The 23,547-nt window shown below is 67.4% G+C and carries 21 protein-coding genes and 1 pseudogene; 11 read left to right on the forward strand and 11 right to left on the reverse strand.

What is annotated here, in order from left to right; all coding sequences use genetic code 11:
* Nucleotides 1–215 precede the first annotated feature (215 nt).
* Nucleotides 216–1,463: an MFS transporter gene (locus ACZYZ7_RS31620; protein ID WP_450073092.1), complete on the forward strand. Its 1,248-nt coding sequence runs from the start codon at nucleotides 216–218 to the stop codon at nucleotides 1,461–1,463.
* Nucleotides 1,464–1,605: 142 nt separating this feature from the next.
* Nucleotides 1,606–2,616, forward strand: a complete 1,011-nt coding sequence (locus ACZYZ7_RS31625; protein ID WP_135451501.1) for a L,D-transpeptidase — start codon at nucleotides 1,606–1,608, stop codon at nucleotides 2,614–2,616.
* 59 nt (nucleotides 2,617–2,675) lie between these two features.
* Here ACZYZ7_RS31625 and ACZYZ7_RS31630 read toward each other — a convergent pair whose 3' ends face one another.
* Entirely contained in the window at nucleotides 2,676–3,068 is a 393-nt protein-coding gene (locus ACZYZ7_RS31630) for a DUF4240 domain-containing protein (protein ID WP_167857663.1), read from the reverse strand.
* Between the two features lie 39 nt (nucleotides 3,069–3,107).
* Nucleotides 3,108–5,093, reverse strand: a complete 1,986-nt coding sequence (locus tag ACZYZ7_RS31635; RefSeq protein ID WP_450073093.1) for a M13 family metallopeptidase — start codon at nucleotides 5,091–5,093, stop codon at nucleotides 3,108–3,110.
* 65 nt (nucleotides 5,094–5,158) lie between these two features.
* On the opposite strand from ACZYZ7_RS31635, the gene ACZYZ7_RS31640 reads away from it, so the two are divergent.
* Together ACZYZ7_RS31640 and ACZYZ7_RS31645 are read left to right on the forward strand one after the other, a co-directional pair.
* Complete coding sequence (locus ACZYZ7_RS31640) at nucleotides 5,159–5,758, forward strand: hypothetical protein (protein ID WP_135451504.1); 600 nt, start codon at nucleotides 5,159–5,161, stop codon at nucleotides 5,756–5,758.
* Nucleotides 5,755–6,444 (forward strand): hypothetical protein, encoded by a 690-nt coding sequence (locus tag ACZYZ7_RS31645; RefSeq protein WP_135451505.1) that lies wholly within the window; start codon nucleotides 5,755–5,757, stop codon nucleotides 6,442–6,444. Before ACZYZ7_RS31640 ends, ACZYZ7_RS31645 begins: the two co-directional genes overlap by 4 nt.
* Nucleotides 6,445–6,485: 41 nt before the next feature.
* On the opposite strand, the gene ACZYZ7_RS31650 is transcribed toward ACZYZ7_RS31645, so the two are convergent.
* On the reverse strand, nucleotides 6,486–6,872 hold the full coding sequence (locus tag ACZYZ7_RS31650) for a Rid family detoxifying hydrolase (protein ID WP_135451506.1): 387 nt from the start codon (nucleotides 6,870–6,872) through the stop codon (nucleotides 6,486–6,488).
* A 16-nt stretch (nucleotides 6,873–6,888) separates the two neighbouring features.
* Nucleotides 6,889–8,139: an NAD(P)/FAD-dependent oxidoreductase gene (locus ACZYZ7_RS31655; protein ID WP_463742576.1), complete on the reverse strand. Its 1,251-nt coding sequence runs from the start codon at nucleotides 8,137–8,139 to the stop codon at nucleotides 6,889–6,891.
* An 82-nt stretch (nucleotides 8,140–8,221) separates the two neighbouring features.
* Here ACZYZ7_RS31655 and ACZYZ7_RS31660 point away from each other — a divergent pair, with 82 nt between their 5' ends.
* On the forward strand, nucleotides 8,222–9,718 hold the full coding sequence (locus tag ACZYZ7_RS31660; protein WP_450073094.1) for a PucR family transcriptional regulator: 1,497 nt from the start codon (nucleotides 8,222–8,224) through the stop codon (nucleotides 9,716–9,718).
* On the opposite strand, the gene ACZYZ7_RS31665 is transcribed toward ACZYZ7_RS31660, so the two are convergent.
* The 3 genes and pseudogenes from ACZYZ7_RS31665 to ACZYZ7_RS31675 form a co-directional block, all read right to left on the reverse strand.
* Nucleotides 9,715–10,125: a CoA-binding protein gene (locus ACZYZ7_RS31665; protein ID WP_463742568.1), complete on the reverse strand. Its 411-nt coding sequence runs from the start codon at nucleotides 10,123–10,125 to the stop codon at nucleotides 9,715–9,717. The genes ACZYZ7_RS31660 and ACZYZ7_RS31665 overlap by 4 nt on opposite strands.
* 12 nt (nucleotides 10,126–10,137) lie before the next feature.
* Nucleotides 10,138–10,620 (reverse strand): annotated as a pseudogene (locus ACZYZ7_RS31670) (XRE family transcriptional regulator); the annotation flags it as partial.
* 392 nt (nucleotides 10,621–11,012) lie between these two features.
* The gene (locus ACZYZ7_RS31675) at nucleotides 11,013–13,871 is read right to left on the reverse strand and encodes an MMPL family transporter (protein WP_463742569.1); all 2,859 of its coding nucleotides are present in this window, start codon (nucleotides 13,869–13,871) and stop codon (nucleotides 11,013–11,015) included.
* 271 nt (nucleotides 13,872–14,142) lie between these two features.
* Between ACZYZ7_RS31675 and ACZYZ7_RS31680 the strand changes: the two genes are divergently transcribed.
* The 4 genes from ACZYZ7_RS31680 to ACZYZ7_RS31695 all read left to right on the forward strand — a co-directional run bounded on the left by ACZYZ7_RS31680 (nucleotide 14,143) and on the right by ACZYZ7_RS31695 (nucleotide 17,357).
* Complete coding sequence (locus tag ACZYZ7_RS31680; protein ID WP_450073095.1) at nucleotides 14,143–14,700, forward strand: hemophore; 558 nt, start codon at nucleotides 14,143–14,145, stop codon at nucleotides 14,698–14,700.
* A gap of 169 nt (nucleotides 14,701–14,869) precedes the next feature.
* Nucleotides 14,870–15,250: a heme-binding protein gene (locus tag ACZYZ7_RS31685; protein WP_463742570.1), complete on the forward strand. Its 381-nt coding sequence runs from the start codon at nucleotides 14,870–14,872 to the stop codon at nucleotides 15,248–15,250.
* 76 nt (nucleotides 15,251–15,326) lie between these two features.
* Nucleotides 15,327–15,995, forward strand: a complete 669-nt coding sequence (locus ACZYZ7_RS31690) for a response regulator transcription factor (RefSeq protein WP_167858061.1) — start codon at nucleotides 15,327–15,329, stop codon at nucleotides 15,993–15,995.
* A 24-nt stretch (nucleotides 15,996–16,019) separates the two neighbouring features.
* Entirely contained in the window at nucleotides 16,020–17,357 is a 1,338-nt protein-coding gene (locus ACZYZ7_RS31695; protein ID WP_135451512.1) for a HAMP domain-containing sensor histidine kinase, read from the forward strand.
* A 15-nt stretch (nucleotides 17,358–17,372) separates the two neighbouring features.
* Here ACZYZ7_RS31695 and ACZYZ7_RS31700 read toward each other — a convergent pair whose 3' ends face one another.
* Nucleotides 17,373–18,617: an FAD-dependent oxidoreductase gene (locus ACZYZ7_RS31700; protein ID WP_463742571.1), complete on the reverse strand. Its 1,245-nt coding sequence runs from the start codon at nucleotides 18,615–18,617 to the stop codon at nucleotides 17,373–17,375.
* Nucleotides 18,618–18,680: 63 nt separating this feature from the next.
* Here ACZYZ7_RS31700 and ACZYZ7_RS31705 point away from each other — a divergent pair, with 63 nt between their 5' ends.
* The gene (locus ACZYZ7_RS31705) at nucleotides 18,681–19,682 is read left to right on the forward strand and encodes a helix-turn-helix transcriptional regulator (protein ID WP_463742572.1); all 1,002 of its coding nucleotides are present in this window, start codon (nucleotides 18,681–18,683) and stop codon (nucleotides 19,680–19,682) included.
* Here the strand turns inward: ACZYZ7_RS31705 and ACZYZ7_RS31710 are convergent.
* From ACZYZ7_RS31710 to ACZYZ7_RS31720, 3 genes are read right to left on the reverse strand one after another with little or no spacing between them, the layout of a single operon-like run.
* Nucleotides 19,676–20,041: a DUF3054 domain-containing protein gene (locus ACZYZ7_RS31710; protein ID WP_450073097.1), complete on the reverse strand. Its 366-nt coding sequence runs from the start codon at nucleotides 20,039–20,041 to the stop codon at nucleotides 19,676–19,678. The two genes, ACZYZ7_RS31705 and ACZYZ7_RS31710, sit on opposite strands and share 7 nt — an antisense overlap.
* A complete protein-coding gene (locus ACZYZ7_RS31715) occupies nucleotides 20,028–21,227 on the reverse strand; it encodes a M23 family metallopeptidase (protein ID WP_135451516.1) in 1,200 nt (399 codons plus the stop codon). The genes ACZYZ7_RS31710 and ACZYZ7_RS31715 overlap by 14 nt, the downstream gene beginning before the upstream one ends.
* Nucleotides 21,228–21,236: 9 nt before the next feature.
* Nucleotides 21,237–22,331, reverse strand: coding sequence for a lysylphosphatidylglycerol synthase transmembrane domain-containing protein (locus tag ACZYZ7_RS31720; protein ID WP_450073099.1), 1,095 nt, complete (start codon nucleotides 22,329–22,331; stop codon nucleotides 21,237–21,239).
* 71 nt (nucleotides 22,332–22,402) lie between these two features.
* Between ACZYZ7_RS31720 and ACZYZ7_RS31725 the strand changes: the two genes are divergently transcribed.
* Nucleotides 22,403–23,536, forward strand: coding sequence for an AI-2E family transporter (locus ACZYZ7_RS31725; RefSeq protein WP_135451518.1), 1,134 nt, complete (start codon nucleotides 22,403–22,405; stop codon nucleotides 23,534–23,536).
* The last annotated feature ends 11 nt before the right edge of the window (nucleotides 23,537–23,547 follow it).

Consider the following 23,547-nt stretch of genomic DNA (forward strand, 5'->3'; position numbering starts at 1 on the left):
TCACACGTGGATAAGCCGGCGGCACCTGCAACCTCCCTAGTCACGGAAATTGCATTGACCGTATGAATCTGCCGCCGAAATTCCGCCATGGCGTTACGAACGCGGCGGCCGGGGCTGGTGGGCGACGGCTGGTGCACGGTGCAGCGACCATTGCGCATCCGCTCGGGTCGGCAACCGCGCACGGCGACGTTATGGCACTACCGTGGCATTCCAGCATGACCTTCAGCGTCACCGGCGAATCGCTCCCCGCCCACACCAGCCCGTGGACACCGCGTGTTGCCACGCAACTCGCCGTACTCGCGGCGGCGGCGTTCATCTACGTCACCGCCGAGATGCTCCCGATCGGTGCCCTGCCGGCGATCGCCACAGATCTTCAGGTCAGCGAGGGGCTGGTCGCCACGCTCATGGCGAGCTACGCCCTGGTTGCCGCGCTCACCACCGTCGCCCTGGTGCGGCTGACGGCACGGTGGCCGCGACGCCGGACCCTGGTCGCGACCCTCGTGTGCCTGACGGTCTCACAGGTGATCTCGGCGCTCGCGCCGAACTTCGCGGTGCTGGCCGGCGGCCGGGTGCTGTGCGCGCTGGCCCACGGGCTGATGTGGTCGGTGATCGCACCGATCGGGGCCCGGCTGGTCCCGGCCAGCCACGCCGGCAGGGCCACCGCGGCGGTCTATGTGGGCACCGGCCTGGCCCTGGTGGTGGGCAACCCGCTCGCCGCGGCGCTGAGCGCGGTGTGGGGGTGGCGGCCGGCGGTGGCGGTCATCGCCGGGGCCGCGGCCGCGGTGGCCCTGGCCGCGTGGACGATGCTGCCGCCGCTACCGCCTGCCCCCGGCGCCACGCCGGCCGCCGGGTCACCGCACGGCCACCGGCACAACCGCCGGCTGCTCGCCTTGTCGGTGCTCACACTCATCGGCGTCACCGGGCACTTCATCGCCTACACCTTCATCGTGGTGATCATCCGGGACGTGGTCGGGATACACGGCCCGCATCTGGCCTGGCTGCTGGCGGGGTTCGGGATCGCCGGTCTGGCCGGGATGGCTGCCATGGCCAGGCCCCTGGACCTGTGGCCCAAAGCCTCGGTGCTGGGCTGTCTGGCCGCGCTGGCCGCTGCGCTGCTGACCTTGTCGGTGCTGGCCCTCGACTCGTGGTCCGGACGGGCTGCCGTGGCGCTCGGCGCGGTGGCGGTGGTCGTCTGGGGCGCGGCATCCACGGCTTTGCCGCCGATGCTGCAGGCCTCGGCGATGCGCACTGCTCCGGACGACCCCGACGGCGCGTCGGGCCGGTACGTCGCGGCCTTCCAGGTCGGCATCATGGGCGGTGCGCTCATCGGCGGTGGCATCTACGACCACGGCGGTGCGGCGCCGACCGTCGGAGCCGCCGCGGTGCTGATCATCGTCGCGATGTGCGGCGTCGCGCTGTCCCGTGGCGTATTCACCGTTTCCTGCGCTACCACCGAGATGTAACGCGATCACGCTCACAGTCGATAAACACCGCAGTTCAGCGCTGTGGAATCGGCCGCTGTGGGGGAATCACGGCTTCTCGCAGCAGTAGCTGGTCATTGCGTTGTGAGACACTGGATCGAGTTGTGCTGTCTGGAGGTTACTCATGCCGAAATCGGCAAAACGTGCACTGATCACCGCATTCATGGCCGCCGGAGTGGTCGGTGGAATGGTGCTCAGCCCATCCGCCTACGCAGACCCCGAGGTGCCGCCGGCACCCGTCGATCCTGCGGTCCCGGCACCCGCGGCCGATCCGTTCGCGCCGCCGGTCGACGCTGCGGCTCCGGCCGCCGCTGCCCCGGGCGCTCCGGCGGGGCCCGCGCCGATCATCAACTACGGTTCCCCGACCATCCCGTTCGAGGGCACCGCGCCCGGGCAGAGCTCCGAGCCGTTCACCGGTGAGGCACCGTTCCTGCCGCCGTCGTTCAACCCGGTCAACGGGTCGATGGTGGGTGTCGCCAAGCCCATCTACATCAACTTCCAGCGGCCGATCGCCAACCGGCAGATGGCTCAGGATGCCATCCGGATCACCTCGAACCCGCCGGTGGCGGGCCGCTTCTACTGGGTCACCGACACGCAGCTGCGCTGGCGCCCGCAGGACTTCTGGCCGTCCAACACCGTGGTGAACATCGACGCGGCCGGCACCAAGTCGAGCTTCCGGGTCGGCGACTACCTGGTGGCGACGGTCGACGACAAGGCCCATCAGATGGAGATCCTGCGCAACGGGAAGCTGGAGAAGACCTTCCCGGTGTCGATGGGCAAGCCCGACGGCAAGCATGAGACCAAGAACGGCACCTACTACGTGCTGGAGAAGTTCCCCGACATCATCATGGATTCGTCCACCTACGGTGTGCCGGTGGACTCCAAGGAGGGCTACAAGCTCAAGGTGCAGGACGCCGTCCGCATCGACAACAGCGGCGTCTTCGTGCACAGCGCCCCGTGGTCGGTGGCCCAGCAGGGCAAGAGCAATACCAGCCACGGTTGCATCAACCTGAGCCCGGAGAACGCCCAGTGGTTCTACGACAACTTCGGCAGCGGCGACCCGGTGGTGATCAAGAACACCGGTGGCGGCTGGTACAACACGCCTGACGGCGCGTCCGACTGGCAGATGTTCTAGCCGAACGTCGATACAACAAAACCCCTGCCGCGTTGGCAGGGGTTTTGTTGTATGCGCGGCTAGATCAGGTCCAGCGGCTCCCCGAACCGCTGAAAGTAGACCTCGTATGCGAGCCCACCAAGGTTGGCTGGATCACCGACGTCGACGTGTGACGGCATCCGGCTTGGCTCTGCGAGGACCGCTTCATATCTCACCCGCCCTTGGCTGACTACCCAGTGTGCTGCGTCTTCCAGGCCATCTTCAGACTCGTCGGGCCCGAGATTGGACCGATATGGCTCGTCTTGGAGCTCGGCAGCGAAGTCCAAGAATAGATCTTGGAACTTGTAGACGGCGCCCTTCGGTAGTCGTCCAAGAATTTCACGAAGGTGATCGCGGCTCTGCGAGGCCTCCGCTATGACGTCCCAGAACCAGTCGACGTCCGGACCCTCGTCGTGACGAACATCGTCAACCAAAGCCGCTCCCAATCTTCCAGACGAACACGCCTACCGGCCCTAGTTCCAGATTCGGACCCGCTGGGCCGGCTCCAGATACAGCTCGTCGGAATCAGCCACCTCGAACGCCTCGTAAAACGAGTCGATGTTGCGGATGACACCGTTGCAGCGGAACTCCGGCGGCGAGTGCGGGTCCACCGCCAGACGTCGGATCGCCTCAGCGTCACGGGATTTGGTCCGCCACACCTGCGCCCAGCCGAAATAGACGCGCTGCACGCCGGTCAGCCCGTCGATCACCGGAGCCTCCTGCCCCTTCAGCGACAGCTCGTAAGCCAGTAGGGCGATGGACAGTCCGCCGAGATCGCCGATGTTCTCCCCGACGGTGAACGCGCCGTTCACGTGGTGGGACGGATCCAGTGAGCGCGGACTGAACTCTTCGTACTGATCGATCAAAGCCTTTGTGCGGACCCCGAATTCAGCGCGGTCGGCATCGGTCCACCAGTCCACCAGGTTGCCGTCACCGTCGTACTTGGCGCCCTGGTCGTCGAAGCCGTGGCCGATCTCGTGCCCGATCACCGCGCCGATACCGCCGTAGTTGGCCGCGTCGTCGGCCGCGGCGTCGAAGAACGGCGGCTGCAGAATGGCTGCGGGAAAGACGATTTCGTTCATCCCCGGGTTGTAGTAGGCATTAACCGTCTGCGGCGTCATGAACCACTCGTCGCGGTCCACCGGGCCGCCCAACTTGGCCAGCTCGCGGTCGGAGTTCACCACATGGCCGCGGCGGTAGTTGCCGTACAGGTCGTCACGCTCGACCACCAGCGCCGAGTAGTCCCGCCAGCGGGCCGGATAGCCGATCTTGGGGGTGAACTTGTCGAGCTTCACCAGCGCCTTGGCCCGGGTCTCCGGCGTCATCCAGTCCAGCTCGTTGATGCTGACCCGGTAGGCCTCGCGCAGGTTGGCCACCAGCTCGTCCATCCGGGACTTGGCCTCCGGCGGGAAGTACCGCTGGACGTAGAGCTTGCCCAGGGCATCACCCATCAGGCCCTCGACCAGGGAGACGCCGCGCTTCCAGCGGTCGCGGTTCTGCTCGGTGCCGCTCAGGGTGCGGCCGTAGAAGTCGAAGTTCTCGGCCACCAGCTCCTCGGTCAACAGCCCGGCACGCGAATGGATGACGCGCCAGCGGGTCCAGGCCTTCCAGTCCTCCAGATCCTCGCTCGCCCACAGCGCCGCGAACGCCGTCACGAAGTCGGGCTGACGCAGCACCAGCTCGGAGACCTTCTCGGGGGTGGTGCCGAGCGCGCCCAACCAGCCGGTCCAGTCGAACCCGGGGGCATCGCCGGACAGGTCGGCGAACTTGCGCAGGTTGTACGTCAGATCGGCGTCGCGCCGCTTCACCACATCCCAGTGCGCGGCGGCCAGCTTGGATTCCAGTGCGACGATCCGGGCCGCGGTGTCGACGGGATCACCGGCAGTGTCTCCGTAGACGAGCGCGAACATCCGGGCGATGTGTCCCGGGTAGGCCGCCAGGATCTCGGCGTGCTGCTCATCGCGGTAGTAGGACTCGTCGGGCAGCCCGATTCCGGACTGGCTCATGTGCAGCAGGTAGCGCGTCGAATCCTTGGAATCGGTGTCCACGTACACACCGGCGCCGCCGGACACCCCGGTGCGCTCCAGCCCGCCCAGCACGGCGGCCAGCGCATCGCTGTCGGCCGCACCGTCGATCAGGGCGAGCTCCGCCAGCAGCGGCGCCAGGCCACGCGTGGCGATGGTCTGCTCGTCCATGAAGCTGGCGTACAGATCGCCGATGCGCTGCTCCTCGGTGCCCGCGGCGGCGCCGGTATCGGCCGCCTGGGTGATCAGATCGCGGATCTGCTCCTCGGCACGATCGTGCAGCAGCCGGAAGGCGCCGTCGGTGGCGCGGTCGGCGGGAATCTCGTAGTCGGTCAACCAACGGCCATTGACGTGGCCGAAGAGGTCGTCTTGCGGGCGGGCCTGCGGGTCGACATGGCTCAGGTCGATACCCGATTTGATCGCTTCTACCGTCACCCCGACATTCTTCCAGAAGGCCGCGGGTGCGCTGGGTGGGTTTCGCTGCCGGTACCCTCACGGCCATGCCCGAGGCGCCGAGCAAGGACAGCACAGCCGACCACCCCAATGGCGTTTTCACCGGCTTCGGCTTCGCCTCGGCGGTCGCGGGCCTGATCGCGGTCGTCGCGGTGGTCCTGGCCGTCATGGTGTGGACCGGGCACCGCGACGAGGCCGCCGAGCGCGCGTACCAGACGCGGGTGCTGCGGACCGCCGTCGACTGGACGAATGTCCTGATCAACATCAACAAGGACTCGGTCGAGGCCGGTATGCAGAAGCTGCGCGAGGGCACCGTGGGCCAGCTCAATTCCGACTTCGATGCGGCCGTGCAGCCTTACCGCGACCTGGTGCAGCGGCTGCAGGCCCGCACCACCGGCCAGATCGACTCGGTGGCCATCGAATCGCTGTACCACCCACCGCCAGGCCCGGACGGCCGCCCGGTGTCCGCACCCAAGACGGACCTGGCCGGGATGGTTTCCCGCACCGACACGGTGCTGGTCGTGGCCACCTCGGTCAGCGAGAACGCGGGCAGTGACAAGCCCCAGACCGTGCGCTGGACGTTGCGGCTGGACGTCTCCGACGTCGACGGCACCCTGATGGTCTCGCGGTTGGAGCCGATCCGATGAGAAACCGGTTGCGCGTCCTGGCTTTCGACATCGCGGCCCCGCTGGGCGCGATCGCGGCGCTGCTGTACATCGGCCTCGCGCTGTCCTGGCCGCTGTGGTGGGTATCGCTGTGCTCGGTGCTGTGCCTGCTGATCGTGCAGGGCGTCATCGTCAACATCGTGCTGGCCCGCCGCGACGGCGTGACGCTGGGCACCGACGACGATGCGCCCGGGTTGCGGCTCGCGGTCGCAGGCGTGGCCGCCGCCGCCCTGGTGGCCGCGGTGACGGTGGGCTACCTGCGCTGGACCGTGCCCGACCGCACCTTCAACAACGACCGCGACGAGGTGGTGCGTATCGCCAGCAGCGTCTCGGAGGCCACCGCCACGTTCAGCCCGCAGAGCCCGACCGCCTCGATCGACCGCGCCACCGGGATGATGTCGCCGCAGCAGGCCGAGCAGTTCAAGAACGAATTCGCCAATGTGGCAAAGGAATTGACGAGCAAGAACGTCTCGGCCACCGCGGCCACGATCTCGGCAGGCGTGGAGGCGCTGGGTCCGCAGGTGGCCAGTGTGGCCGTGGTCCTGCGCGGAACTCAGAGCGCGCCGGGCAAACCGACCGACAACGCGGTGATGGCACTGCGGGTCGCCCTGAGCAAGACCGACGGGCGCTGGCTCGTCGACAATGTGACCCCGCTGCACTCCCGGTAGGAACTCCCGTTAGGAGCCGGCACAAGGCCGGCTCCCGGGGGTCAGCTCAGTGCGACGATCGCGTCGATCTCGACCGTGGCGCCCAGAGGCAGCGCCGCCACTTCGATGGTGGTCCGAGCCGGGAACCGCGCATCGAAGAACTCTGCGTATGCGGCATTGATGTCGGCGAACGAACTCAGCTGGGTGGTGTAGATCGTGGTCCGCAGGGTACGGCCGAGGTTGGTGCCGGCTTCGGCGCACACCGCCGCGAGATTGGCCAGGCTCTGGCGCACTTCGGCGGCGATGTCGGCGGCCTCGATCGTTCCGGTGGCCGGGTTCAGCGGCAGTGAGCCGGAACAGTAGAGGACGCCCGCGTGCGCGACGGCCTGAACGTACGGGCCTACTGCTTTCGGGGCCACGGGTGAGGCGATCGTTTTCAGTTCAGTCATTGGAATCCACGTCCGTTCATCGAAGGGGGTCGACAGCGCGCAACGCTGCCGAGGTCTGGCCGGTGGCGATCTGTCGAGCAAGGAGCTTTCCGGTGACGGGGCCCAGCGTGATGCCCCACATGCCGTGGCCGCCGGCGATGAACACTCGCGGATCGTTCGATTGTCCGATCAGCGGCAGTCCGTCAGCGGTACACGGGCGGGCTCCCACCCACTCATCCTCACGCTGGTCGAGGTGGGCACCGGCAAGCAAACCCGACGCCGCGTCGCGCAGTACTCGGATTCGCCGGGGATCCAGTGGGGCTTCTACGTCGCGGAATTCCATCATTCCGGCGATGCGAAGGCGATCGCCGACGGGTGTGCATGCCACGCGCTGGGCGGGGAAGTACACCGGTCCGATCGGCAAATGGTCGACCTTGACGGTGAAGCTGTATCCGCGTCCGGCCTGGACCAGCCGTTTGACACCGAAAGGCCGGGCGAGGCGGTTGAGCCTGGCCCCGGTCGCGAGCACCGCGGCGTCGAAGGAGCGGCCGGCGATGCGGACCGGGCCGGCGCCGCCGTCGATGCGGTTTACGTCCGTATCCCGCACGATCTTTCCGCCGCGGGCCACCACGGCGTCGGCGACAGAGTGAACGAAGGCGGCGGGGTTGAGGAACCGCTCATCGAGAATCTTGATCGCGGCATTGATCTCCGACGAGAGCGCGGGTTCCTGTGCGCGAGCCTCGGCTCCGTCGAGCAGCTCGAAGTTGACGGACTGGCCTGCCGCCCGGATGTGCTTGATCTCGTCGAGCAGCACATCCCGATCAGCGGAGGTGCGGTATGCGGCGATGAAAGGTGCTGCAGGAGCGGATTTTTCAGCGAGATCCAGCTCCATCTCAGCGAAGGCGGCGAGCGCCTCGTTGTTGAGCGGGATCAGGGCCTGCATCGCCTTCTGCCACCGCTTCGCGGTGCTGTTGCGGGCGAACTGTGCAAGGAAACGCAACAGCTTCGGGTTGGCGGTCGGCGGGACATACACCGGCGACGAGTGGCTCAGCAGGGCGCCGAGGCCGTACTTCAGTACCGCCGGTTCCGGCAGGGGAGTGGCGATGCTCGGTGTCAGCCATCCGGCATTGCCCCAGCTCGAGCCTGCGGCGACGTCATCTCGGTCGAAGACCGTGACTTCGATGTCGTACTCCTGGAGGTACCAGGCGGTGCACAACCCCACCATGCCGGCGCCGATCACGGCCACTTGCTTCCGCGGGACACTGTTGCGTGAGTTCACGGATTCAATACTGTGGCCTGCAACGGGATCCACCCCTGTTCGGAACTGACACCATGCCCTCGCTCGACTGTGCGGTATCTACAATCCGCTCATGCTCCAAGGTGTAGACCTTTGCGAAGCGCTGGGCGCAGGGGTGGTAACCACGCTGGTGGAGGGAGCTCCACGGGCGGTATCCGCCGTGCATCTGTGGGGCGATCGCCAGCCGCCCGGCGCTGGTTCACTCATCGCCGCCATCGGGGCCACCGACGAGCGGGTGCAGATGGAGATCATCGACGTGGCGGTGGCCACCGGGGCTGCTGCCGTGGTGCTGCCGCAGCCGGTTCCGCCCGACGTCTGCGCCCACAGCGCCGCGCGAGGTGTCACATTGGCGGGCCTGAACCCGCAAATGGAGTGGTCGCACTTCATCTGGTTCGCGCGGGGTCTGCTGCTTGAGGGGCAGTCGGCGGTGGCCGGGGCGGCGTCGGCGCAGCAGGGGCTGTTCGCCTTGGCCGAAGTGGTCGCGACGATCTTGAATTCCTCGGTCACCATCGAAGATGCCCGAAGCCGCGTGATCGCCTACTCGGCAACGACGCAGACCGCCGACATCGCCCGCACCTCCACCATCATGGGCCGAGCCGTGCCCACCGATGTCCTGAAGCGACTGCGGGCCAGCGGGGCATTGAAACGACTGGCCCGGGAGAGCCGTCCGTTTCTGGTGCCCGCCGAAGAGCCCGGTTTTGCGCAGCGACTGGTCATCCCGTTGCGCGTCGGCGGACAACTCGTCGGTTCCATCTGGGCGATTTTCGATGGACGCCTCGACTCGGATCTCGAGGCGAGACTCTCGGCGGCGAGTACCGCGGTCGCTTTGCACCTCGTACGGTTCTGCGCCGAACTCGAGTTGACCGGCAGGTATTCGGTGGGTCAACTACGCGCGGCGCTGACCGGAGCGGCCGGCGATGCCGGTCAAGATGTGCCGCTGCTGTCTGAACCTGTCAGAGTCGTTGCGTTGCAAAGACTCTCGACGGCAGATGCCCGAGAGGACCTGGCTCTGTGGCGTACCTTCCTGCGAAAGAAGTCGTGGGAGGATCCGGTGCTCGTCGACATCGGCGATGCCGTCTACGCGGTGGTCGGGCAACGCGCGGGGCCGGGCGGCTGGCCCTGGCTGTGCGAGATCGTCGGATCCGCATCGCCCGGGGCGGTGGGCGCGAGCAGATTGAGTCCGGGCCACGCGGGGCTGCCGGCCGCCCGCGTGGAAGCGGACGAGACTCTTGCCGCCGCGCTGCACCTCGACCTCAGATCTGCGACGCACGAGCAGGTTTGGGACACCATTGTTCTGAGCCGTGCCACCACCGCCGTGCAGTCCGTGGCACACAGCGAACTGCAGCGGGTGCGCGACTTCGACCGCACGGACGGGACTGAACTGACCATCACGCTGCGCACCTGGCTGGAGAACTGGGGTGACGTCAACGCCACCGCAGCGGCGCTGAACGTACATCCGAACACCGTGCGGCTGCGGATGAAAAAAGTCGACCGGATTCTGCAGGGGCGGCTGGACACCCCGACCCAGCGGATCGCTGCCCTACTGCTGCTGCGTGGCTGGCAGCGCTAAGCGAAGCGGGCGTACTCGACCTTCAGGCAGAGGTCCTGGATGACGGTGAGGCCGGCGGCGGCGCCATCGTGCGCCACCTGCTCATGGCTCAGGCCCAGCTGCAGCCACAGCGTCTTGGCTCCGACCGCGATGGCGTCGGCGAGCACGTGCGGAAGCTCTTCGCGTCGACGGAACACGTCGACGAGGTCGGGTACCTCCGGAAGGGTGGCCAGGCTGGGATAGACGGGGGTGCCGTCGACTTCGGTTATCGTCGGGTTCACCAGGTACAGCGTGTAGTCGGTGGCCGCCTTCAGGTACGTCCAGACCTCGTGACTGGCCCGCGCCGGGTTGGCCGAGGCGCCGACGATGGCCACCGACCGGGTCTCCCGCAGAACACGTTGCACCGTCGCGACTGACTGGGACGTCATCTGCGGCGGCGACTACTTCGCGGAACGCTGCGCGGAGAGTTTCGCGAACCGGTCCGAGAGCCGTTGCATGCGCAGCAGCAGCGAGGCCGGCGGGCTGACGGTGCCTTCCAGATAGTCGGCGAAGGACTCGTTGGACACCCCGACGCGCGAAGCGAACTCAGGTGCCTGCAGTTCGGAACGACGCAGCATGGCCTGGATCTGACGGGCCACCTCGGCGCGCTCGGTGGCCTCCAGGTGCTCACGGGTGCGCACCAGCACTTCCGACAGTGCCTTGGACACCCCGTAGGGGCGGGCGGTCTGCAGCACTTCCTCTACCTGTCGGGCGGTCCGGCCGTACGGATCACGTTTGATCGCGGCGACGATGCGCTGCCAAACCGCCATGTCGTCGGTCTCCAACGCCGCACGGATCGCCGCGGTCGGCCAGTACTCGACCGGCCGGTCGTCGAATGCGGGTTGACGTTGCGGCGGTGCGGCCTTGGCCGGACGTGGTTGTCGCGGCTGTGCCGGCTGCTGCGAACGCTGTACCGGTGTGCGTGGTGTCTGCGTGCCCTGCCCCTGTGTGCGCTGTGCCTTTGTGTCCTGCCCGGGAGCGCGTTGCTCCTGTGTCCGTTGTACCTGGGCAGGCGCTTTTTGGGGGCGTTGTGCGGAACTGCGCTGCGCGGAACTGTTTTGTGCCGAAGTGCGAGGCGCCGTCGCGCGCGGCTTGGTCGGCGTCCGTTCTGCCGCGGCAGTGCGCTGCGCAGTGGTCCGCTGGGCCGCCGTGCGTTGCGTCTGGGGCCCTTGGACACGTTGTCCCGCAGGACGTCGAGCAGACGATTGAACCGGCTGAATCTCTTCGCGGCGCGCGATCCGCGCATCCCTCGGTTCCCGGACGTCGGGGGCCAACGTCACTTCGCCTCCTCCAGCATCGCTACCGCAACTGACAGGCAGCGCTGCCTGACCTTCTCCCATTCGGCAGCTGCATCCGGGTCCGACAACACGACGTCGTGTTCATCGGACGGCTGCGGGTCGGCCAGCCGGCGCACCAGCTGCGTGGCCACCCATCTGCTCTTCGGGTTCTGCCCACAGTAATACCGGTCCATGCCCGACAACACCAGAGCAGCGGTCTCGGTTTCCACCGATTCGACGAGATCAGCAAACTCTTCAAAGTCTTTGGCGCTGTTACGGCACATGATCAGATAACTTTTCAGCCGCAGCGTTTCCGCGCCTGTCGGGATCTGCAGCCGGTCACCGGTCGGCAGTTGCACATTGGTGGTCTCCACCGGGCCGAGTCGCTCCATCGGTGCGCGATCTGCGTCGGCCTCGGTCTCCAGGGCGTCCACGGCCACCGAAAGCCTGCCGCGCCACATCGTCACCGGATGCACCCCGGGGCACCGCTTCGGGCCGCCGGGCCGCCGGGCCGCCAGCCGGGAGGACGGTTTGCCGCAACCGCTGAAGGCCAACGGGTCGGTGACGATGATCGTTTGCGGAGCAAGGGTTTTCATTCGCGCGGCGGTCCGCACCATCATGCGTAGATCAGATCCGCTCGGCCCCAACGCGGAGATGTCGTCGGGAATGATCACCAGATCGGTGACCTCGACCTTGGGCAACGGCTTCTCGAAATCGACCTCGGGCAGCAGCCGATCCAGCCAGTGCGGCAGCCACCAGTTCCACTCGTCGAACATGGCCATCAGGGCGGGCACCAGGATCAGCCGGACCACGGTCGCGTCGACCGCGATGGCCACCGCACACGCCACACCGAGCTGCGCCACCAACGGCATGCCGGCAAAAGCGAAGCCGATGAACACCGCGATCATGATCAGCGCGGCGCTGGTGATGGTGCGCGCGCTCGTGCTGACGCCGTAGGCAACCGCGTCACGGGTGCTGTTGGTCTGCAGGAACCGTTCCCGAATCCGGGTGAGCAGAAAGATCTCGTAGTCCATCGACAGACCGAAGGTCATCGCCAGGACGAGCGGCGGAACGGTGCTGTCGAGCGAGCTGATCTTCTCGAAGCCCAGCCCCTCGAACCAGCCCCACTGGAAGACGACAACCAGGCTGCCGTAGGCCGCGGCCACCGACAGCACCGTCATCAGCACACCCTTGAGTGCCAAGAACACCGACCGGATCGACACCAGCAGCATCACGAAGGCGATCAACGCGACGAACAGGAACACCAGCGGCTGGGTGCTGGAAACCCGATCGTCGAAGTCCTTGATCAGCGCGGTCGGACCACCCACGTCGACCCGGGCGTTCGGGCCCGCGGCCTGCGGCAGTTTGTCCCGCATCCAGTTGATGGACTCGCGCGCGGCCAGATCCTCGGGGTCCACCGACAACACCGCCGAGAGCAGCGCGCTGGTGTTGTTGTCGGCGAACACCGGTGGCTGCACGGTCTGCACCTCGGGTGCCCGGGTCATCTCCTGGCGTACCGCGTCGAGTGCGGCGGTGGCCTTGGGGCTGTCGGCGTTGCCTTCCGGGAAGGTCACCAGCACCCGCACCGGCCCGAGTGCTCCGGGACCCAACGCGTCGGCCGCGGCGTTGACCCCGCCGCGGATCTCGTGGGTCGGCTCGAACTGGCGCTGCATGCTGTTGCCCAGCACCATGCCGAACGCCGGTGCCGCCAGAATCAACAACAGGATCGTCGCGGCAACGGCCGAAGCCCACGGCCGGCGCATCACCGCGCCCGTCCATCGGGTCCAGAACCGCGACTGGGTCGCCTCGGCGCGGCGGGACCAGTGCAGGTACGACGAGCGCTTGGCCGCCGCCTGGCCGAACGTCGCCAGCACCGCCGGGGTCAGGGTGGTGGAGGTCAGCACCGCGACCGCCACGGCCAGGATCGCGCCGGTGGCCATCGACACCAGCACCGGGGTGTCGATGATGTAGATGCCGGTGACGGAGGCGATGACGGTGAGGCCGGACAGGGCCACCGCCAAGCCGGACGTGGCCATCGCTGCGTCGACCGCATCGGCCGGATCACGGCCCGCCCGCAGCTCCTCGCGGTACCGCATCAGGATGAACAGGGAGTAGTCGATGGCCAGGGCGATGCCGAACATCGACACCGTCGAGGTGACGAACACGCTCATCTGCGTGTACATCGACAGCAGATAGACCAGGCCCATGGTCACCACCACGGTGCAGATGCCGAGCACCAGCGGCAGCGCCGCGGCGGCCAGCGAGCCAAAGACCGCCAGCAGCACGATCAACACGATCGGCAGGTTCCACTTCTCGGCCGCGGCGATGTCGTGCTTGGTGGCCTGGGTCGCGGCCGCACCGAGTGCGCCCTGCCCGATGACGTAGAACTTGACCTTGCCGTTCTCGCTCTCGCCCGGCTCTTCGCCGTGCACACCGACCTTCTGGCGGAGCTGCTTGGCCACATCCACCGCGCCGGTGTTGTTGAAGTCCAGTTGCAGTGTGATGACGTAGGGCCGGTCCGGCTGCGGGGCAGGCTGTTGCGGATTCGGCACGATCTTGACGCTGGGGACCTGGCCCGCGACCTTCTCCAGCCACACGACCGCGGCGTTCATGTCTTGGAACGAGGCGTCGGCGCGGGGAGCTGCGATCAGGGCAAGCGGGGACGCGCCCTGGTCCGGGAAATGGTCCTCGAGCTGCAGCTGGACGTGGAGCGACTGTGAACCTTCGACGTCGAACCCGCCGCCGGTCAGATTGGACGACTGGTTGATCGCGAGGTAGATCGAGGGCACCAGAAGCAACAACCATGTCGCGAAAACCGCCCAGCGGAATCTGCGCAGATAGCTGCTCAAGCGCATCATGAACTGCTGGATGCGAGGTCCCCGCTTTCTCCCCCCCAACATGGCTGGGCGTGTCCTGGCTCGTACCAGCGAGAGCGTACCTCCACCGGTGTAATGTGGCCCGCTCTCTTGTGGTTCTGAGATCGCGCTGAGACATCTCACAGCTGATATCCGTAGCGTTGCGCCGGTGTCGTCGGCGCGGCAGTGCTAACGAAATCTCTCAGCCCGGCGACATAGCCAAGGACGACCCCGGCTGACGTGTGCGCCGGGGCCCACGCTGAAGGAGTACCCCATGCAACCGACCAACGGTGGATTGCGCCGCAGTCTGGCTGTCGCCCTCGCGGTGACGGGGGCCGGCGGTGCAATGGTGGCCGCGCTCATGGTCCCGTCCGCCACCGCTGCGACCGATCCGTGCGCGGCCAGTGAGGTCGCCCGCACCGCGGGTGGTGTGGCCACCAACATCGGCAACTATCTGGACACGCATCCGCAGACCAACCAGGCCCTGACCACGATCAGTCAGCAGCAGGGCGGACCCCAGTCGATCGCCGCCCTCAAGACCTACTTCGACGCCAACCCGCAGGCCGCCAAGGACATCCAGCGGTTGCAGCAGCCGCTGGCGAACCTGGGAACGCGCTGCAAGTTGCCGGTCAGCCTGCCGCAACTGATGGGACTCATGCAGGCCACCGAACAGGGCGGCGGGACGGCTGCCGGTGGTTTGCCGGCCGGGCTGCCCTCGGCGCAGAACGTCGGGGTGCCCAGCGTCGCGGTGCCTGCGCAGTCGTCGCCGGCCTCGGCGGTGACGTCGGGCGCCGGTCCGCTTCCCGGCCCCGCGACGGCCTCGACCCGCTAGATCAGCCGCCGTCGCGTCGTCGACGGTGATACCGCTGAACTGCGGGTTCACCAGCCGGCACCTCGGTTTGCGCGCAAGGCAGGAAAGTCGTCCCGGATTCTGCTTAGCTTTCCTGAGCCGATAACCGTTTGGGGTTACGGCCTTCCCCATCCGATGAAGGAGCTTGACCATGTTGCTCTCGGCCCGAAATGCGCGGCGCGTGGTAGCTGGCGTGGCCGGCGCCGGCGCCGTAGCCGGTGCGATGCTGTTCGGCGCCGTCCCGTCGGCGCTTGCCGACCCGGCGAACAATCCCCCCAACTGCACCGCCGCCGATCTGGCCGGCGTGGCTTCGGGTGTATCGGCATCAACCTCTGCGTACCTGTTCACCCATCCCGATGTGAACAATTTCTTCACCAGCCTCGAAGGCCTGCCGCGCGAGGAGGTCAAGACCAAGGTGCACGACTACCTGGAAGCGAACCCCCAGACGAAGGCCGAGCTGACCGGTATCCGCCAGCCGCTGGTAGACCTGAAGAACCGCTGCGGCGAAGCTCCGGCTCCGGCCATCCCGTAACCGAGTGCGGGTGGAAGTAACCCCCGCCAGCGGTGAAGGACACGTGACGCCCGAGAGTGCGAATCGCACAGTGCTGATGGTCGACGACGACCCGGATGTGCGTACTTCGGTTGCCCGCGGACTGCGGCATTCGGGGTTCGACGTCCGGGTCGCGGCGTCCGGCAAGGAGGCACTGCGCCTGTTGTCGAACGAGTCGCACGACGCGCTCGTTCTCGACGTCCAGATGCCGGAACTCGACGGTGTCGCCGTGGTCACCGCGCTGCGGGCATTGGGCAATGAGATCCCGATCTGCGTGCTCTCGGCCCGCGACACGGTCAACGACCGCATCGCGGGACTGGAAGCCGGCGCGGACGATTACCTGACGAAGCCGTTCGACCTCGGCGAGCTCGTGGCCCGGCTCAACGCACTGCTGCGCCGGGCCAGCCATGCCGAGCGGCCGTCGGACACGATGACCGTCGGGCCGTTGACCATCGACACCGCCCGCCGACTGGTGTTCGTCGGCGGGGAACGCGTCGACCTGACCAAGCGCGAGTTCGACCTGCTGGCCGTGCTGGCGGAGAACACCGGTGTGGTGCTGTCCCGGCAGCGGCTCCTCGAGCTGGTCTGGGGATACGACTTCGACGTCGACACCAACGTGGCCGACGTCTTCATCTCGTACCTGCGGCGCAAGCTCGAAGGGCCTGACGTGCCGCGCGTCATCCATACCGTTCGCGGGATCGGGTACGTGCTGCGGGAAGACGCGTGAGGACGCCATGAGAACCGGAGTCAGGTGAGGCTTTTCAGCCTGATCCGCTCGGCGTCACTGCGTACCAGGGTCGCGGTGGCCGCGGCGCTGGCGGCCGCCGCCGTGGTGGCGTTGTTCACCATCCTGACCTCGGTGGTGCTGGCCAACAACGATTCCGCGCAGTTGGACCGCAGGCTCGATTCGATCGTCGACGCCAGCATCAACCCCGAGCATCTGCAGGATCCCACGCGCGGGGTGCTGACCACCGGCCGGTCGCGGTCGACGGGGCAGGTGGTGTTCCAGCGGGGTTTCCAGTTGCCGGCGCTGCCGCCGGGCACCGAGACCGTCCAGGTCAACGGAGTCGACTACCGGGTGCGCACCGTCCATGTGGACCAGCACGGCGGGGTGCTGATGTCCATCGGCATCCGCGCGGACAGTATCTTGCTGAGCCCCAACAGGATTCCGCTGTACACCGGATTCGGTGTGGCCACCGTGCTGGTGGCAGGCGGGCTGGGATGGCTACTCGCCGGGCCGGCCATCCGGCCGCTGCGCAAGCTCACCGAGCACACCTCGAAGCTGGACAGCGGCACCGACACGATGCCGAAGGTGCGCGGCGTGCGGGAGGCCGAGGACCTGTCGGAGGCCATGTCAGGCATGCTCACGCGCTTGGCCGCCGCGCAGCGTGCCACCACCAATTCCCTGCAGGCTGCTCAGGATTTCGCCGCCAACGCCGCGCATGAGCTGCGCACGCCGCTCACCGCGATGCGCGCCGACCTGGACACGCTGCGCATTCACAGCCTGCCGGAATCCGAGCGCGACGAAGTGGTGGCCGACCTGTCCAGGGCGCAACGCCGGGTCGAGGCCATCATCACCGCGCTGGGTCAACTCGCGTCGGGGCAACTGGCTCAGGCCGAGGACCGCGAATTGATCGACATCGCCGATCTGCTCGACCGGGTGGTCAGGGAGAACGCCCGGGGGAGCGAGCATATCCAGATCGACGTGCACGTGGCCGACGACATCGGCCTGGTGATGGGCTGGCCCGGTGGGCTGCGTATCGCGGTGGACAACCTGGTGCGTAACGCGATCGTCCATGGCGAGGCGACCCGGATCACGCTGACCGCCCACCGCGGCGACGGGCACCTCATCATCATCGTCGATGACAACGGGCGTGGACTACCGGTCGAGGAGCACGAGACCGTACTGGGCCGGTTCCGCCGGGGCAGCACGGCGATGGCGGGCGGATCCGGGCTCGGCCTGGCCCTGGTCGCCCAGCAGGCTCAATTGCACGGCGGTGAGATCACGTTGTCCGACGGGCCGCTCGGCGGCCTGCGGGCCACCTTGACGGTAGCGATCTCGTCGGCAGAGCCCGATCAAATCGACTGACTCCGGCGAGCGGCTTCAGCGTCTGTGCGTGAGCCGGTTGACGGCGGCAAGTACGGGGGCGGCCGCCGCCGCGACGGGTGCTCCGAGCCGGGTATCCGTGGCCCGGATGAGGCGGACGGTCTTCATGGCCATGGTCAACACCTCGCTGCCGCGAATCCGCATGTCTGCCTCGAACCGGCTGATGGCGACGGCGAGGGTGAGATCACCGGCGGCGAACTCACACATGTGTGCAACCAGGCTCGCCGCGTCGCGAATGGCGGCGCCGGCCCCCATCCCGGCGGTCGGCGGGGTCGCGTGCACAGCATCGCCGAGGGCGGTGATGGGACCGGCCGGCCACGGCGCGAGGTCGGCGGCCCGCGACGACGCCGCGTTGAACCGGAATGCGGCGATGCTGCCGGGATCGGATTTGGCAATGATCTCGAGTGGGCGCATGCTCCACCCGTTGCCCCGGAAGCCGTCCAGCAGCGCAGTCTGCAGGTGGGCGCCGCGTAGTTCGCGCAGGGCATCGGTGGTTGCGGATTCGGTGAACATCGCACCCCAGATATAGGTGGGCCCGGTAGTCAACGCCGCGCGGGGTTCCTTTGCCTCGAGTACGGCGTTGCCCACCGGGTCGAGAAAACCGACATACAGCGCCGCGCCCCGAGGACCGATGGCGAAGGCCGATCGCGGTCCGAACCGTTGCCGCTCAAGCGGATTGAGGTCGCCGGCGGCGGTTCGCCCCGAGAAGCCGATGATGCCGGCCGGTTCGTTCGTCTGGCTGCCGGCCAGGTGACGGGCAACCAGTGAGTGGGTGCCGTCCGCGCCTACCAGTACGTCGCACCCGACTGTCGAACCGTCGGAGAACTCGACCAGTGGGTGGCCGTCGTCGGTGCGGCCGACGCCGGAGACGGTCCGCCCCAACACAAGGTCGGCGCCTACCGCTTCGGCCAGGAGCGTTCGCAGGGTGATGCGGTCGATGTCCACGCTTCGGCTCTCGCTCAGATCCGGCCCTCGCCCGAGTAGCCGGCCGCGCCGGTCCCAGAACACGTCGCGCTCCCGCAGCCGCAGAGCCGACGCCGATGTCAACAGTCGTTCGAATACGTTGGGCGCGACCAGTTTCCGCAACGCATCCTGAGCCTGACTGTCGAGCGTGATGTGATAACCGCCGGTCGCCGCCACGTCGATGTCACGTTCGAAGACCTTCACGGCGAACCCGTTCCGACGCAGTCCGGCGGCCAGCGCCAGCCCACCGATCCCGCCTCCGACAACCACGATGCGCATCCTGCGACAGTGTCACCAGTAGTGGACACCAAATGGCCACAACCGGGGCAGCATGATGTGACGATGGCCGATACCTCACGGCGAACGCTGCGTCTGCTCTCATTGCTCGCGACCCGGCGTCGTTGGCCGCTGGGTGAACTCGCCTCCCGGCTCGGCGTCAGCGAACGTACTGTCAGGCGCGACATCGAGACATTGCGCCTGCTCGACTATCCGATCGCGACTGTGCACGGCCCGGAGGGTGGGTATCAGCTGGGCGTCGGTCACGCGCTGCCGCCGCAGTTGTTCGATGACGGTCAGGCCCTCGCGGTCGCGGTGGCGTTACAGACCGCCCCCGGCACCGTCTTCGGGCTCGGAGACGACGCCGCCCGGGCTCTGGAGACTCTCAAGCAGATCGTGCCTGCCAGGTTGCGCGCTGCCATGGAGTCGCTGCAGCTGACCAGCGTGCAGAACTACTGGGAGTTCGCCGCGCCCCCGATTGACACCGAGGCGCTGAGGGCGGTGGGCAGCGCAGTCCGGAACCGCCACCTGCTCGTCGCCGAGACGCTCAGATCCGACGGCACCCGCGCGGACCCGGCCGATGCCGATTTCGCCCCGGCCCGCCGCATCGAACCCCACCACCTGGTGGTCTGGGCCGCCCGCTGGTACCTGGTCGGCCGTGATCCGGCAGGAGGCGCGTGGCGCGTACATCGCCTCGACAGTCTGCATCTGCACCCACCGACCGGCATCCCGTTCACACCGAGAGATCTGCCCGGCGGGGACGTCGCACAGTTTGTCATGACCAGCCACGACCGAGGGGATACCCCGGCCAGATGGGAGTGCACGGGAACAGCTCGACTCAACCTGCCCACCGAAACGGTCGCGCGCTTTGCGCCCGGCGGATCGGTCGTCGAGCACCTCGATGCGGAGCATTGTCGCCTGACCGTCGGCGCTTGGTCCTGGGCTGGTGTGGCGGGAATTCTCGCCACCTTCGATACCGACCTCACCGAGGTGAGACCCGCTGAGCTCGTCCAGGCCTGCCGCCGCCTCATCCGGAGATGGGAAGCTGTCGCCGGAAGCTGTCAGTGATTCCGGATTCGATCCCCGGCCATGGCCACCGCGCGCCAGCCCAACAGCAGCAGCGCGGTTGTCAGGGAGGCGACGATGATGAAGCTGACGGCCACGCCGGCCGAGGTCAGTTTGCGCAGCACCATGCCGACCACCACCGTGCTGATCCACACCACGATGCCGGTGGGCGCCAACGACGTCGGACGCTGCCAGCCGCGGGAAAGCAGCCAACCCACCAGGGTCCCGGTCAGAAACGGCCACGCTGTCTCGGCCACGCCGGCCACCGTGAGGCCCTCGGCGTGGCTGCGCCGTCCGATCGTGCAGAACACGACGACGCAGATGAGGTCGGTGAGGAGGGCTAGTGCGCTAGCTCGTCGCATAGGTCATCACATCCAGTACCAGTGGGCTGACGTCGGTTTGGTCGCGCTCGGCGAAGCCCGGTTGCCGTGCGGCCGGCTTGCCGTCGAAGAGCGCATCGGCGGCGGCCAGCGAGGTCAGCCGCGAATCGAGCCGGAACGATTTGAAGGTAAATGGTAAGCCATTGGACGCCAACGGATCCGGCCCGTCCATCACATGGAAGTGCAGGTGCGGTGCATCGGAGTTGCCGGAGTTGCCCAGGGCGCCGATGACCTGCCCGGCGCTGAGTTTGTCTCCGGGCTTGACCTTGAGGCTGTTCGGTTGCAGGTGGGCGTAGAAGGCGTAGTTGCCGTCCCCGATGTCCTGCACGATGTGGTTGCCGCCGTACTGCTGCAAGGTGAGGCCGCTCGGCGTGACACCGGGGACCTGCTCGTTCAGTCCGTCGAGCACCGCGACCACCGGTCCGTCGGCCACCGCGTGGATCTCGGAGCCGAAATACGGGTAGCTCGCGACCTTGGCCCGGTCCCCGGTGAACAGCCGCCCATCGGCGCCGAGCTGCACATAGTCGATCGCGAATCGTTCTGCAGCCCAGACTTTTCCGTTGATCGGATTCAGCGCCATGCGGTGCGGCGTCATATCGCAGCAACTGTTGGCGTCCAACCAGTTCTCGCCGGTCAGCGGCGGGACGATGGATACCGGCTTTCGGGTCTGCACCGCCACCGGCGCCACCGACTCGGTCAGGGTCGGCGGGACCAGTGGCGGCATCGGCTTGGCCATGGTGATCCCGAGTTCGTGGTTGAGTTCTCCTGGCACCTGCGTCGGATCGTCGGCGACGACGTCCAGCCACACGTAGGCGCTCTGGCCGGGGCCGAGCACGTTGGTTCCGACGGCGGAATTACCCACGGCCCTGGTCCAGTACTTGAGGCTGTCCCCGGACAGGGTGAGTAGTTTGCGGTCGGCCGTGGTGGCGCTCAGCGAGTTGAGGGTGACATTGGCCGGCGAGGTGTTGGTCAACATCAGCTCGTAGGCCAGGTGGGTGCGGCCGTCGGTGGCCGCAACCGGAACCGGTTCTGCCAGAACCGATCCCACAACCGGCGTGACAGCCGGCGGCGGGGTGGTGGTTGTGGTGGACTCCGACTGGGGAGTCTGCGCCGACGAGCACCCGGCCAAAGTCAGGACGAGTACTGCGATCGGGTACCGGACTCGCATAGACGTCTCCTAGCGTTCGGATTCGGGTTTTGAAGAGTCGGTTGCCGTGTCCGTGTTCACGTCGGGGTCGATGTCCTTCTCGGTGCGGAACATGAAGAAGAACACCACCCAGCCGATCGTGGAGATGAAGATCCAGCTGACCAGCCGGTAGATGAGCATCGCGGAGATGGCAGAGGCCAGCGTCAGTCCGGAGGAGACCAGCCCGGGCACGAGGACGGCCTCCACCACCAGTAGACCGCCCGGCATCAACGGGATCGAGCCCACCGCCCGGGCCGCGGCGTAGGCGACGGTGACGCCGGCCAGTGACGGGTGACCGCCCGCGGCGTAGCAGGCGAATGCCAGGCAGGCCACGTCGGCGATCCAGTTGAACATCGACCAACTGAACGCCACCGCGAGGTCCCGTCGGCCCAGGTTGACGGACTCCAACTGCTGCAGGATCTCGCGCCATTTCGTCAGCCCGGCGTCTGAAGGCTTGCCGCGCAACGAATTAACCCACGACAGCACCTTGGCCCCGATGCCGTCGATCAGCTCGGGTCTGGTGGCCACGGCCTGGGCCAGCAAGATGATCGCGAGGAACGCGCCGAGCGAGAAGATCAGCGACAGCGGGTTCTTGCTGGCGCCGAGCAGGAGTGCTCCGCCGAGGCCGAGCAGTGCCAGGCCCACGACCTGCAGCACGCCCGACATCACCAGCTGCCACGAGGCCACCAGTGGTGAGGCACCCCAGATGCGTTGTTGGCGGTATACGAACGTCGCCGAGAGCACCGGGCCGCCGGGCATGGTGGTCGACAGTGCGTTACCGGCGTAGAACGCGGCCTCCGACCGCCACTGCTTGACGGGCACACCCGCCGAGCGCAGCAGGGTCCGCTGGATCTGGGCGAAGCTGTGCATCGAGGCCATCGCGGCACCCACCGCCGCCAGCACCCACCATCCATTTGCGGTCAGCAGGCTGCGCCATGCCTTCGCGAGCTGGTCCCAGACCAGGGTCACTTCGACGGCGAGAACCGTGACCGCGAGTGCGATGACCACCCATCGGGCCCACCAGTACTTGCCGCGCGTTGAGCCGGCCCGGGCCCGGGCCGTGTCGGCCGGCGCGTCCTGTGACACGCCCTACAGGGTAACCGCGCAGGTCGTGTCGACATCGCCGGTTGCTGGGCGCGCCGCATTACGCTACCGAGATGGCACTGGATCCTGTTGCTGATGAGGCCGTTACGCCGTTCGTCCGCAAGGTTGCGGCCTGGTCATGGCGGCTGCTCGTCATATTCGCGGCCGTCGTGGCACTGCTGTGGCTCATCAAACACCTTGAGGTGATCGTGGTGCCGGTGGCGCTGGCCACCATGGTCGCGGCGTTGCTGCTGCCCGCCGTCGACTTCATGGACCGCCGCGGTGCCCCGCGCGGCGCCGCCGTTGCGCTGGTTCTGCTCGCGAGCTTCGCTGTGGTGGGCGGCATCCTGAGCTTCGTCATCTCCCAATTCATCGAGGGTGCACCACAACTCGTGGAACAGGTGACCCGAAGCATCGACGGGCTGCGCAACTGGCTGATCAACGGCCCGCTGCAGCTGAGCAAGGAGCAGATCGACCAGGCCGGCAACACCGCGATCGAGGCGCTGCAACGCAACCAGGAGAAGCTCACCACCGGGGCGTTGTCCACCGCGGGCACCCTCACCGAACTTCTCACCGGCGCGCTCTTGGTGCTGTTCACGCTGATCTTCCTGCTCCAGGGCGGCCGCAACATCTTCGCGTTCGTCACCAAGGTGTTCCCGACCCATGTGCGTGAGCGGGTTCGTGACGCCGGGCGGGCCGGCTTCCACTCGTTGGGCGGCTACATGCGAGCGACGTTCCTGGTGGCCCTGGTCGACGCGCTCGGCATCGGTACCGGCTTGGCGATCATGGGTATCCCACTGGCGCTGCCGCTGGCCTCGCTGGTGTTCATGGGTGCCTTCATCCCGCTGGTCGGTGCCGTCGTCGCCGGATTCCTGGCGGTGGTGGTGGCGCTGCTGGCCAAGGGATTCGTCTACGCCCTGATCACGCTGGGGCTGATCATCGCGGTGCAGCAGCTGGAAGGCCATGTGCTGCAACCACTGGTGATGGGGCGCGCGGTGTCGATCCACCCGCTGGCGGTGGTGTTGGCCATCGCGGGCGGCGGTGTGCTGGCCGGCATTGTCGGCGCTCTGCTCGCGGTGCCCACCGTGGCGTTCATCAACAGCGCGACCCGGGTCCTGCTGGCCGAGGACCCGGACGCCGAGGAAGCGCAACTGGCGGAGGCAGAGGGTGTCGTCGTCGGGGTTCCTCCGGACGAAGCAGACGACTAGCGCCGAATGTC

This window comes from Mycobacterium sp. IDUB_17, assembly GCF_055419465.1.